Origin of the sequence: Jeotgalicoccus saudimassiliensis, assembly GCF_000756715.1 — a bacterium.
GTDB lineage: Bacteria > Bacillota > Bacilli > Staphylococcales > Salinicoccaceae > Jeotgalicoccus > Jeotgalicoccus saudimassiliensis.
The window spans coordinates 965,123-977,638 of sequence record NZ_CCSE01000001.1 but is presented as its reverse complement, the minus strand read 5'-3'; the positions used below and the strand labels follow the sequence as shown (position 1 = coordinate 977,638).

The 12,516-nt window shown below is 33.0% G+C and carries 12 protein-coding genes; all 12 read left to right on the top strand.

Translation table 11 applies throughout. The features are described from left to right. Positions 1–55: 55 nt before the first annotated feature. Complete coding sequence (locus RZ44_RS04705; protein ID WP_052108807.1) at positions 56–1,060, top strand: LCP family protein; 1,005 nt, start codon at positions 56–58, stop codon at positions 1,058–1,060. Between the two features lie 255 nt (positions 1,061–1,315). After that, positions 1,316–1,990: a YveK family protein gene (locus RZ44_RS04700; RefSeq protein WP_035809052.1), complete on the top strand. Its 675-nt coding sequence runs from the start codon at positions 1,316–1,318 to the stop codon at positions 1,988–1,990. A 12-nt stretch (positions 1,991–2,002) separates the two neighbouring features. After that, positions 2,003–2,710 (top strand): CpsD/CapB family tyrosine-protein kinase, encoded by a 708-nt coding sequence (locus tag RZ44_RS04695; RefSeq protein WP_035809050.1) that lies wholly within the window; start codon positions 2,003–2,005, stop codon positions 2,708–2,710. A gap of 3 nt (positions 2,711–2,713) precedes the next feature. Then, a complete protein-coding gene (locus RZ44_RS04690) occupies positions 2,714–3,502 on the top strand; it encodes a tyrosine-protein phosphatase (RefSeq protein ID WP_035809047.1) in 789 nt (262 codons plus the stop codon). Positions 3,503–3,518: 16 nt separating this feature from the next. Then, positions 3,519–5,339, top strand: a complete 1,821-nt coding sequence (locus RZ44_RS04685) for a polysaccharide biosynthesis protein (RefSeq protein ID WP_035809044.1) — start codon at positions 3,519–3,521, stop codon at positions 5,337–5,339. Then, positions 5,329–5,949 (top strand): sugar transferase, encoded by a 621-nt coding sequence (locus tag RZ44_RS04680; protein ID WP_197693000.1) that lies wholly within the window; start codon positions 5,329–5,331, stop codon positions 5,947–5,949. The genes RZ44_RS04685 and RZ44_RS04680 overlap by 11 nt, the downstream gene beginning before the upstream one ends. Further along, positions 5,950–6,762: an aldolase/citrate lyase family protein gene (locus RZ44_RS04675; RefSeq protein ID WP_035809040.1), complete on the top strand. Its 813-nt coding sequence runs from the start codon at positions 5,950–5,952 to the stop codon at positions 6,760–6,762. It begins immediately after the preceding gene. A gap of 51 nt (positions 6,763–6,813) precedes the next feature. Next, positions 6,814–7,737: an NAD(P)-dependent oxidoreductase gene (locus RZ44_RS04670; protein ID WP_052108805.1), complete on the top strand. Its 924-nt coding sequence runs from the start codon at positions 6,814–6,816 to the stop codon at positions 7,735–7,737. A 6-nt stretch (positions 7,738–7,743) separates the two neighbouring features. Beyond that, positions 7,744–8,991, top strand: a complete 1,248-nt coding sequence (locus RZ44_RS04665) for a glycosyltransferase family 4 protein (RefSeq protein WP_035809037.1) — start codon at positions 7,744–7,746, stop codon at positions 8,989–8,991. Positions 8,992–8,998: 7 nt separating this feature from the next. After that, a complete protein-coding gene (locus RZ44_RS04660; RefSeq protein ID WP_035809034.1) occupies positions 8,999–10,021 on the top strand; it encodes a polysaccharide biosynthesis protein in 1,023 nt (340 codons plus the stop codon). Next, positions 10,018–11,127, top strand: coding sequence for a polysaccharide biosynthesis C-terminal domain-containing protein (locus RZ44_RS04655; RefSeq protein WP_035811557.1), 1,110 nt, complete (start codon positions 10,018–10,020; stop codon positions 11,125–11,127). The genes RZ44_RS04660 and RZ44_RS04655 overlap by 4 nt, the downstream gene beginning before the upstream one ends. Before the next feature lie 2 nt (positions 11,128–11,129). After that, entirely contained in the window at positions 11,130–12,257 is a 1,128-nt protein-coding gene (gene wecB / locus RZ44_RS04650; protein ID WP_035809032.1) for a non-hydrolyzing UDP-N-acetylglucosamine 2-epimerase, read from the top strand. The last annotated feature ends 259 nt before the right edge of the window (positions 12,258–12,516 follow it).

The following is a 12,516-nucleotide window of genomic DNA, read 5'->3' as shown; positions in this document are numbered from 1 at the left end:
AAAAAATTTAAGAAAGCGTACAATGAGTTCTTAAGAAAAATTTAGGGGCATTGCAATGGACAGAGAGACAATGAGAAGGACAGATAAAGAAGAGTATCATACCGTTAAGAAAACACGGGTTAGAAAAAGAGGATTTATAGTTTTAGGTATCATTGCATTTATAAGCATTTTAATACTATATATAATTTTCAGTTACAGATCAGGATTGAATATCGCAGCTGAAAATGGTGTGGAACCGACAGGTGAGGAGTTTAATCCTGTAGACAATCATGATGGTAAGAAGACGATGATGATTATTGGTAAAGACCGGATGGACGAAGGTGCAGAACGTACTGACGTCATTATGATTGGCCAGTATGATTATATGCAGAAAGAAATGAAACTGGTATCGGTCATGCGAGATATTTACGTAGAGATACCTGGTTATCAGAGTTATAAAATTAATGCGGTGTATTCACTAGGCGGGGTAGAACTGCTGCGTGAAGTCATGGCGCATAATTTTGATATTAATATAGAAGAGTATGTCACAGTGGATTACGATGCCTTTATAGAAACAGTGAATGTTATCAATCCGGATGGTATTACAATAGATGTAGAAAAAGATATGTCAGAGAAAATTGATACAGTCTTAAAACAAGGTGTACAGCAGCTGAACGGTAAAGATCTGCTCGCTTATGCACGTTTCCGTAATGATGAAGAAGGTGACTTCGGCCGTGTGCGCCGTCAGCAGCAAGTGCTTTCAGCAATACAGGATGAAGTTATCAGTATCGGTGGTATTGTGAAGCTGCCTAAGATACTGGGTACTGGTATGGGATATGTGGATACTTCAATGCCGAATAAAGAAATGTACCGTATGATTATGAGTTTTATGATCAGAGGAGATAAAGATATCGCAACGATGACACTGCCGCTGGAGAATACGTATCAGTTTATGGATACGAGTCATACAGGGAATGTGATTGATATGGACTTCGAAGCGAATAATGCTGCTTTAAAAGAATTTTTAAACAGCAGCGGCATAGACACAGATGAGAGTGAAGCGGACACGACAGCAGAATAAGTAAAGCAGGCAATCGTAATGAATTTTCATTAGGATTGCTTTTTTAATATGAGAATAAAGAGAGAATACTGCGCGTTTTGTAAAATTTTCGTTAAAGGTTACATGAAAATGAGAAATGTTGTTCCTTTTTACTCATTTTAGCTATATACTTAGTTCATATTCTAATTAATTATATATAATAAAGAATCACTTATTTTAGTCTTTTTTGTTTTAAAAGTGCTTTAAGAAAAGAAAGTAGAAATGTTGGAGGCTGTTATGGAAGAAACATTGAATTTGGAAGATATTTTAGACGTCATTAAAAAGAATTTTTTAATGATTGCAATTATGACACTGTTGTTTGGCTGTATCGCAGCTTACGGAACGATTTTTCTAATGACACCGCAGTACGAGGCTAAAACTCAGATTTTAGTCAGTCAGGCGCAGGATACTGAAATGGTCAATAACCAGGACATTCAGGCGAGTCTGCAATTAATTAATACATACAGGGACATTATAAAAAGTCCGACAGTGCTGGATGATGTAGTAAGTAATTTAGACTTAGATGAAACATCAGCAGCGATTTCAAATAAAATTGAAGTGACTAACCAAGATCAGTCACAAGTGCTGACAGTCACAGTCACAGATCCATCTGCACAAAATGCTCAGAACATTGCCAATGAAGTGGCTTCAGTATTCCAAAGTACTGTGCCTGAAGTAATGAATGTGGATAACGTATCGGTACTTGCAGCTGCTGATGTTGGAAACAACCCATCACCGGTATCACCGCAGCCGGTGATTAATATCGCAATTGGTTTAATTTTAGGACTGCTTGTTGGTTTAGGCATTGCCTTCCTGAGAGCGTTTATGGATAAGCGTGTAACAACAGAAGAAGATGTACAAAAATATCTGGACTTGCCTGTACTTGGTACAGTAGCGAAGTTTAAAAAGTAGGGAGGATTTAATATGTTTGGTAAAAAGAATCATAGGAAATTCCAATCAGGACCGAGGGAACTTGTCGTTGACAGAAAACCGAAATCGCCGGTCAGTGAGCATTTTAGAACCATCAGAACAAATATTACATATTCTAACATTGATAATCCTGTAAAATCCGTGCTTTTTACATCAGCAACACCAAATGCCGGTAAATCAACTGTTGCAGCAAACGTGGCTGTCGCTTATGCACAGGCAGGTAAGAATACATTGCTGATTGACGGCGATTTAAGACGGCCGACAACACACTACACGTTTGAAATGCAAAATGTTCGCGGACTATCGACAGCAATCATTAACGAACTGCCATTAAATGAAGTAACGAGAGAGTCAGGAATTGAAAATCTTGATGTTATCACATCGGGACCAATCCCGCCGAACCCTTCAGAATTATTGTCATCAAAGAAGATGAATCTGTTTATGAAGATGGTCACTGATCACTATGACATGGTCATTATAGACTCACCGCCGGCACTTGCTGTAACAGACTCGCAAGTATTGAGTCAGCTGACGGATGCGACAATTCTTGTAACCAATGTAGATGATAATAACAGGGACAGTATCCTACAGGCAAAAGAACTAATGGAAAAAGCGGATGCGAATATTATTGGAGTTGTATTAAACAATAAGAAAATGGATAACAAAAAAGACAGTTATTACTATTACTACGGGAGTGAGTAGTGAATGATTGATATCCATAATCACTTGCTGGTCGGAGCAGATGACGGTCCCGCAACAAAACAGGATGCATTAGATTTGCTTCATCAGGCACAAGAAAATGGAATTACAGACATCATCGTAACGCCACATCATTATAGTGGGGATTTCGTTAATCCTAAAAGTAAGATTTTAACTGATATGGAAGAATTAAAAAGTATTATTAGTCAAAATGATATTAATATTAATGTCTATCCGGGTCAGGAAATCAGAATTAACGGCGATCTTGTTGAAGAGCTTGAAGCGGGATTGAATCTTTCATTGAATCATTCTTCTTATGTATTGGTTGAATTCCCGTTTACAGAAGTGCCGGCTTATGCAGAAAAACTATTCTTTGAATTGCAGATGAAAGGTTATGCACCGGTGATTGCTCATCCTGAAAGGTGTAGACCATTAAAAGATAATCTTGAAAAATTATATGACTTCATTGAAAAAGGTGCGATTGCACAAGTCACTGCAACTTCTGTAGCCGGAAAACTTGGTGAAGGACTTCAGCGAGCAAGCCTGAAAATGATTGAGAATAATTTAATCCATATTGTCGGCAGTGATGCGCATCATGCTGAAAATCGGCCGTTTCTGCTGAAAGAAGCATACGAAATAATTGAAGAAGAGTTAGGTGCATCGTATGTGAAATATTTGAAATATAATGCAGAAGCGATACTTCATAATAAGGAAGTTAAAGTGAAGGCACCGGTTCAGTATAAATCAGATAGTAAGAAAGTTAAAAAGAGAAAGAAATTTTTAGGTCTATTTTAGGAAAAGGTGTGTTGGAATGGGAGCAAAAGAAAGGTACTTCTTACTCTTGTTAGTGGATTCAATCATAGTTACGTTTTCGGTGTTTGCAGGATATTATATTCTGGCGCCGTTTTTTTTGGCATACACGTTGCCTGAACTGGCAGTGACTTCAATAGTACTACTAATTAGTCATCATGTATTTGCTTACATATTTAATTTATATCATCGTGCCTGGGAATATGCGAGTGTACGTGAACTCATTTCTATTACTCAGGCAGTCTCTGCTTCAATAGTCACTACATATATATTAAATATACTGATATTCCAAACAAGCTTTACAAGATTAATGGTTATTACCTGGATGATGCATTTAATTCTTATTGGAGGCTCGAGACTTTCCTGGAGAGTCTGGCGTAAATATTTTGTTGGTAAAAGTTCCAAGGAAAGTAAACTTGTACGTACTTTAATCGTAGGTGCAGGTAAAGGTGGTTCGATGTTAGTTAGACAAATGCTTGATACACCTTCGATGGGAATGAATCCAGTTGTAGCTGTAGATGATGATTCATCTAAACAACGAATGGAACTGAACGGCGGAGTAAAAGTAGAAGGAAAACGTGAAGATATTCAACAGCTGATTAAAAAATATGATATTCAAAAAGTGGTTATAGCGATACCTTCATTATCAAAATCAGAACTTAAAGAGATTCATAGCCTTGCAAGTGCAGACAATGTTGAAGTGATGATTATGCCAAATATAGACGATATTATGTCTGGTCGTATAGAAGTTAATGCTCTTAAAAAAGTAGAAGTTGAGGATCTTTTGGGGAGAGAGCCAGTAGAACTTGACTCAGAAGAAATTGAGGAACAAGTTAGAGATAAGATAATACTTGTTACTGGTGCAGGCGGGAGTATAGGATCTGAAATTGTAAGGCAAATAACAAGATTTCAACCACGTAAAATAATATTACTTGGACACGGAGAGAATAGTATATATTCTATTTTAGAAGAAGTCACTAATTTAAATAAAAATATTGATTATATCCCTATAATTGCTGATATACAAGACAGAGATAGGATCTTTAAGATCTTTGAAGAATACCAACCAAATATTGTATATCATGCTGCCGCGCATAAACATGTACCTTTGATGGAATATAATCCTGGCGAGGCAGTTAAGAATAATATTATTGGTACAAAAAATATAGCTGAAGCTGCTTGCACTAATGGGGTATACAAATTTGTTATGATATCCACTGATAAAGCTGTTAATCCTCCAAACGTTATGGGAGCAAGTAAAAGAGTTGCTGAAATGATTATACAAGCCTTAAACGAAAAATATGAAAATACAACTTTGGTTGCAGTCAGGTTTGGGAATGTTTTAGGTAGTCGAGGATCTGTCATCCCTAAGTTCAGAAAACAAATTGAAATGGGAGGACCGATAACAATAACTGATGAACGCATGACACGCTATTTTATGACTATCCCTGAAGCATCAAGACTAGTAATACAAGCAGGTGCACTGGCAAAAGGTGGCGAAATATTCGTGTTAGATATGGGAGAACCAGTGAAAATAGTGGATCTCGCAAAGAACATGATTAAGTTAAGTGGATATGATGAAGATGAAATTTTGATTGAGTTTAGTGGTATTCGTCCAGGAGAAAAACTATTTGAAGAGTTATTAAATGAAAATGAAATAAATTCAGAACAAGTATATGAAAAAATATATGTTGGAAAATCCAATTATATTGATTTAAATACAATTGAAGAATTTATATCAACATATAAAAATCATCATAATTTAAAAAATGAGTTACTAGAATTAATTAAATTAGATAATGGAGAAAAAAATGAAATATAAAAATTACAAAAGAAAGTTAGATATACTCATTTCTTTAATTGGTTTAATATTTTTAATGCCTTTATTTATAATTGTAAGTATAGCTATTAAAGTAGAATCTAAAGGACCAATTATATTTAAACAAAAACGACTAGGTGAAAATGGAAGAATCTTCAATATATATAAGTTTAGATCTATGGTAGTTGGAGCTGAGAAATCTGGTGTTTATGAATTAGAGGGAGATTCTAGAGTAACAAAGGTAGGTAAATTTATTAGGAAAACTAGTATCGATGAACTTCCACAATTTTTAAATATTTTAAAAGGTGACATGTCTATAATCGGTCCCCGTCCGACTTTAACTTATCATCCTTGGACTTATGAAAAATATGATGATTTTCAATTACAGAGGTTTTTAGTTAAACCTGGAGTAAGTGGTTGGGCTCAAGTTAACGGAAGGAAAGAGCTCTCATGGGAAGAAAGAATAAAATTCGATGTATATTATGTTGAAAATTATTCATTTCTTTTTGATTTGAAGATAATAGTTCTTACACTAATTAAAGTATTAAGAATGGAAAGCAATTTAAATATTAATGAAACAACTAATAACAAAGATGTGAACAGGAATGATTAAATGAGTATGAAGCTTATGTATATCACTAATAATCCATATAAGGCTAAAGTAGCAGAGAAAGCTGGTATTGATTGGATATTTATTGATTTAGAAAAAATTGGCAAAGATGAACGACAAAAAAATTTAGACACTGTGAAATCTAAACACTCAATTGAAGATATATCAAAGATTAAAAAAAATATTATAAGTTCTGAGTTACTTGTGAGAATTAATCCAATACACAATAATACAGAGAATGAAATAAATGAAGTGATTTCTGCTGGAGCAGAAATTATTATGTTGCCATATTTTAAGACTAAAGAAGAAGTAGATTATTTTATCTCTAAGGTGAATGGTAGGGTAAAAACATGTTTACTTTTAGAAACTAGTGAAGCGGTAGAAAATTTAGACTCTATATTAGAATTGAAGAATATTGACTATATTCATATAGGGCTTAACGACTTACACTTAAGTTATAAATTAAATTTTATGTTTGAGCCAGTTTCCAATGGCACTGTCGAGCGTATAATAGAGAAAATTAAACAAAAGAATATCAAGTATGGATTTGGTGGAATAGCGAAAATTGGAGAAGGAACTTTACCAGCAGAAAGAATTTTAGCTGAACATTATAGGTTAGGTTCACAGATGGTGATAATATCACGAAGCTTTACAAGCAAAGAGGATTCTAATTCGAGATATGAAGAAGATTTTATACAAGGAATCCAGAATTTAAGGAATTATGAAAATGTTTTAACTACAAAAGATAATAAATATTTTGAAAAAAATAAACAAAAAGTAAAGAATATTGTTAATGAAATAATTACAACTAAATGATGCTAACTATTGTTTAATTGTGATTTAAATTGGTGAAAGTAGGTAGTTCATTTGAAAGTATTAATAACAGGTGCGCTTTCCCTTGAAAATGATGATTATATTAAAATTGAAAAAGAAGGATTTGAAATAATATTTTTGCAATTTGAGAATCAAGAATTACATTTTGATCCTTCTAGTATCGATATCATTATATGTAATAATTTATTTCAATATCATAATTTAAATAAGTTTAAAAATCTTAAAATGATTCAATTAACTAGCGCTGGATATGATCGTGTTCCATTAAAAGAAATTAAAAACCGAAATATAAAGATTTACAATGCTAAGAATGTATATTCTATACCTATAGCTGAATGGGTTATATTAAAAATTTTAGAAATATATAAAGATACATACAGTTTTTTTGAAAAACAAAGGAATCACCAATGGGTAAAAAATAGAAATCTCTTGACCCTTCAAAACAAAAATGTAGCTTTGGTGGGATATGGCGCTATTGGAAAGGAAATCGCCAAAAGATTGAAGCCATTTGGGGTGAATATTTTAGCAGTAAATACCATAAAAAAGCAACTTGATAATAATATAGAAGCTTTTGGAGTGAATCAACTTGAAAGTGTACTAAAAGTCAGTGATATTGTAATTATACTATTACCCAAGAATTCACAAACAAGTAATTTAATTGATAAAAATTTACTTAAAGTAATGAAGAAAAATTCGATACTAATAAATGTTTCTAGGGGTGAAGTAGTTAATCAAGAAGATCTTATTGACGTACTTCATCAGGGGAAATTTCTAGGGGTAGCACTTGATGTTTTTAAAACTGAACCTTTGCCCAAAGAAAGTGAATTGTGGGATATGAAAAGGTTATATATTACTCCACACAATTCCTTTGTCTCAGAATTAAATAATCAAGAGCTATTAAAATTGATAAATTCTAACTTATTAAATTTTAGGAACGAAATTATAAAAGAGGACTGATAGTTCGTGAAAGTATTAATGTTAAGACCCAGCTACGAACCTGAAATTTCAGGAGGAAATCATTTAGCAATTGATTTGATTGAAGATTTAATTAAAGAGAATCACGAAGTAGAGTTAGTAGTGCCCAGCCCTACACGAGTAAATAAAGATATATTAAATAAATATAAATCACTAAAATATGAAGAGAAATACAGAGGGAAATTAAAAATTCATCGTATAAGTGTTAGTGTTGGAGAGAATAATATTTTTCTTCGTGCGATAAGAATGTTGTTGATCTCGTTAAAAATGTTTTGGAAAACCCTGACTATAAAGAATGTAAGTATTATCATGAGTCATTCTATGCCTCCCTTTATAGGACCATTAAGTGTTCTTACCTCTAAATTCAAAAAAATTCCATTAGTATACTGGGAGCAAGATATTTTATCAGAATCATTAATCAGTACAGGTGTAGCAACAAAAGGAATAAAAAAATCTGCGCTCTTTTCTTTAGCACGATTAATCGAAAGAATATCTTCAAATGGAAGTAATCATATTATTACAATTTCTGAAAAATTTAAGAAAAGACAACTTAAGATAGGAAAAAAAGAATCAGAATGTGATGTAGTATACAACTGGATAGATGTTAATAATTTCAAACCAGTATCAAGGAAGGAAAATCATCTTTTTAATGAATTTAAATTAAATCCTAAAAATTTTTATATTACTTACTGTGGTAACTTAGGTTTGCCTCAAAATGTAGAAATATTAATTGACGCTGCTAAAAAACTAGAGAAATATAAGGATATTAAATTTTTAATTTTAGGTAATGGAGTACGAAAACAAAAGATTAAAGAATATATATTGAATAGTAAAGTGAGTAATGTCGAACTTTACCCCCTAGTTCCACTAGAAGAAGCAGCATATGCATACAGCATAGGAGATGTAGGGATTGTGTTAGGTCGAAAAGGAACATCGAATAATGGTTTTCCAAGCAAAACTTGGAGTATTATGGCAGCAGGACAGGCAATAGTCTCATGTTTCGATATGGATAGTGAGCTTAGTGAATTTGTTAACTCTGGAAATTGTGGAATTGCTTTACCCCCAGATAATCCTCAGTTACTGGCAGAAGCGATAGAGAAACTGTATCATAATCGGGATTTGACTTCTCAATACCAGTTGAACAGTAGAGAATTTGTAACTAATAATTTCTCTAGAGAACCTGCTACATCAAATATAATTAAGATTTTACAACGAAATATGATTAGAAATGGGTAGTGATTATATGTTTAATAATAAAGTTTTATTAATTACAGGTGGAACAGGTTCGTTTGGTAATGCAGTTCTAGATAGATTTTTGGAAACTGATATAAAAGAAATCAGGATATTCTCAAGGGATGAAAAAAAGCAGGATGATATGAGAAAAAAGTATAAAAATAAAAAAATATCCTTTTATTTAGGTGATGTAAGAGAGAAAGAGAGTATCAAGAATGCACTCTTCAATGTGGACTATGTTTTCCATGCTGCAGCCTATAAACAAGTACCTAGTTGTGAATTTTTCCCTATGGAAGCAGTAAAAACAAATGTGATAGGGACTGAGAATGTATTAGCTGCCTCTACTGAGAGTAGAGTTAAAAAGGTGATTTGCTTATCTACAGATAAAGCAGCATATCCAATAAATGCTATGGGTATTTCTAAAGCTATGATGGAAAAAGTGTTTGTTGCAAAATCAAGAACAGTGCCCGTAGAAAACACATTAATTTGTGGTACTCGTTACGGTAACGTGATGGCTTCTCGAGGATCAGTCATTCCTTTATTTATTGAACAAATTAAAAATGGTGAGCCATTAACTGTTACAGATCCTGATATGACTCGATTCCTTATGAGTCTGGAAGATGCAGTAGAACTAGTCGTTTTTGCCTTTAATAATGCTAACGCAGGAGATATTATGGTTCAAAAATCACCTGCATCTACTATTAGAGATTTAGCGATAGCTGTAAAAGAGTTATTTAATGCTGAAAATGAAATTAAAATTATTGGAACACGTCACGGTGAGAAACTATATGAAACCCTCTTAACCAGAGAAGAACATTTAGTTGCTGAAGATAAAGGTGACTTCTATAGAGTACCTGCTGATACAAGGGATTTAAATTATGAGAAATTCTTTGACGAAGGTGACAAAGAATTATCCACCCAGGACGAGTACAACTCGCATAATACTAAGCGATTAAGTGTTGATGAGATTAAAGAGAAACTCATGGAATTAGAATATGTTCGTGAGGAGTTGAAGCAATGGAAAAACAAATAAATGTTGTTATAACCGGAACTAATGGGTTCATTGGAAAAAACTTGGCTGCAGAATTTGAACAACTGGAAAATATTAATCTTGAAAAAGTAGTAAGAAGTACTTCAAGAGGATCTCTGGAGAAATTTCTAAATAAAGCAGATATTGTATTTCATCTAGCTGGTGTAAACAGACCACAAGATGAAAGTGAGTTTATGGAAGGTAACAGAGATTTTACTAATGAAATTATAGAAATCATTAAAGCACAGAGTTCAAAACCTGCTATTGTCTTGTCTTCGTCTATACAGGCAACTAGTGAGAATGCCTATGGCCGCAGTAAAAAAGCAGGAGAACAATTGATCCAAAAATTCTCTGAAGAGAGTGATTCACCAGTATTTATTTACAGATTGCCAAATGTCTTTGGTAAATGGTGTAAACCAAATTATAACAGTGTGGTAGCTACTTTCTGTCATAATATCTCTCATAATTTAGAAATAAAAGTTAATGATGAAAATCATAATCTTAACTTAGTTTATATTGATGACATCATTAGTGAATTTAAATCTCTAGTTACAGACTGTAGAGAGATAAAGACAGGCTATAAAGAAATCAACCCTGTTTATGAAATATCTTTAGGAGACCTGGTTGATAAGTTAGAATCTTTTAAGTTAAGCAGAGAAAACAAGATGGTACCTAATTTAAGTACAGAGTTATCTAAAAAACTATACAGCACATATTTAAGTTACTTACCTATAGATAACTTCTCATATGATTTAAAAATGAATGTCGATAACCGTGGATCATTCACAGAGTTCTTGAAAACAAAGGATAGCGGACAGGTTTCTATCAATATTTCAAAGCCTGGAATAGTTAAAGGGAATCACTGGCATCATACGAAGAATGAGAAGTTTTTAGTGGTTTCTGGAGAAGGCATTATCAGATTTAGGAAGTATGGTACAAAAAAGGTTATTGAATATCATGTTACTGGAGAGAAGCTTGAAGTTGTTGATATCCCCACCGGATATACACACAATATAGAGAATCTCGGTAATTCAGATATGGTGACAGTAATGTGGGCTAACGAATTATTTGACCCAAACAATCCAGACACTTACTTTGAGGAGGTATAATAATGAAAAAATTAAAAGTTATGACAGTAGTAGGTACAAGACCTGAAATTATTAGACTATCTGCAGTAATTAATAAATTGGAAGAGTCTGATGCAATAGAGCATATTCTTGTGCATACAGGGCAGAACTATGACTATGAATTAAATGAAGTATTCTTTAATGACTTTAATTTAAGAAAGCCAGACTATTTCCTAAACTCAGCAACAGGAACTGCTGTAGAGACTATTGGCAATATATTAATTGCAATTGATCCTGTACTTGATGAGGTAAAGCCAGATGCATTCTTAGTATTAGGAGATACTAACAGCTGCTTATGTGCTATTGCTGCTAAGAGGAAAAAAGTGCCGATCTTCCATATGGAAGCAGGAAACAGATGTTTCGATCAAAGGGTACCAGAAGAAACAAATAGAAAAATTGTTGATCATATCTCAGATATGAACTTGACATATAGTGCTATTGCACGAGAGTATTTATTGCGTGAAGGATTACCAGCCGATCGTGTAATAAAAACAGGAAGTCCGATGAAAGAAGTAATAACTTCAAGATTAGAAAGTATTGAGAAATCTAGTGTCGTTAAAGACCTTGGTTTAGAGAAGGATAACTACTTCGTAGTATCGGCTCATAGAGAAGAAAATATCAGTTCAGATAAGAACTTTAGCAATTTAGTTGAAAGCTTAAATGCTGTAGCTGATGAATACGACATGCCAATTATCGTAAGTACGCATCCCAGAACTCAAAAGAGAATTGATGAATTAAAAATTAGATTCAATAGTCATATTAAAACACTTAAACCTTTAGGCTTTAATGACTATATTAAATTACAGAAGAGTGCTAAAGCTATATTAAGCGACAGTGGAACAATTAGTGAAGAAACAGCTTTATTAGGTTTGAAATCGTTAAATATCAGAGAAGCGCATGAGAGACCAGAAGCAATGGAGGAAGCTACAGTTATGATGGTGGGTCTAGAGAAGGAAAGGGTACTACAAGGCTTAAATATACTGGAACAAGATATCACTGTTAATCAGTCAGTAAAAGACTATGATACTGATAATGTCTCTGATAAGGTTTTAAAAATAATCCTTTCTTATACGGATTATATAAATAAAAATATTTGGAGAAAGGAATATTAGAATTTATATAATATTAATAGAAATACTTTAGATCGCACGAGAGATATCACCTTTTTCTATACAAATTATACTTGAAGATATTTCAATGATGAAGAAAATTAGAAGAAAAGTTTCTTTGTAATCACTTATGTCTGAAGCAATTAGTATTTTCAGAGTTAAAATCGATGAAGTGAAGTATTGAATTTTTTAGACTTGAATACTAAGTGATTTATCTTGTTATTTGTAAATATAGAAGAAAATATGGATGAAGTGAACAGTT

Excerpts from the sequence above, each read along its gene's own strand:
- RZ44_RS04705 (WP_052108807.1), top strand. The coding sequence starts at position 56 with ATGGACAGAGAGACAATGAGAAGGACAGATAAAGAAGAGTATCATACC.
- RZ44_RS04700 (WP_035809052.1), top strand. The coding sequence starts at position 1,316 with ATGGAAGAAACATTGAATTTGGAAGATATTTTAGACGTCATTAAAAAG.
- RZ44_RS04695 (WP_035809050.1), top strand. The coding sequence starts at position 2,003 with ATGTTTGGTAAAAAGAATCATAGGAAATTCCAATCAGGACCGAGGGAA.
- RZ44_RS04690 (WP_035809047.1), top strand. The coding sequence starts at position 2,714 with ATGATTGATATCCATAATCACTTGCTGGTCGGAGCAGATGACGGTCCC.
- RZ44_RS04685 (WP_035809044.1), top strand. The coding sequence starts at position 3,519 with ATGGGAGCAAAAGAAAGGTACTTCTTACTCTTGTTAGTGGATTCAATC.
- RZ44_RS04680 (WP_197693000.1), top strand. The coding sequence starts at position 5,329 with ATGAAATATAAAAATTACAAAAGAAAGTTAGATATACTCATTTCTTTA.
- RZ44_RS04675 (WP_035809040.1), top strand. The coding sequence starts at position 5,950 with ATGAGTATGAAGCTTATGTATATCACTAATAATCCATATAAGGCTAAA.
- RZ44_RS04660 (WP_035809034.1), top strand. The coding sequence starts at position 8,999 with ATGTTTAATAATAAAGTTTTATTAATTACAGGTGGAACAGGTTCGTTT.
- wecB (WP_035809032.1), top strand. The coding sequence starts at position 11,130 with ATGAAAAAATTAAAAGTTATGACAGTAGTAGGTACAAGACCTGAAATT.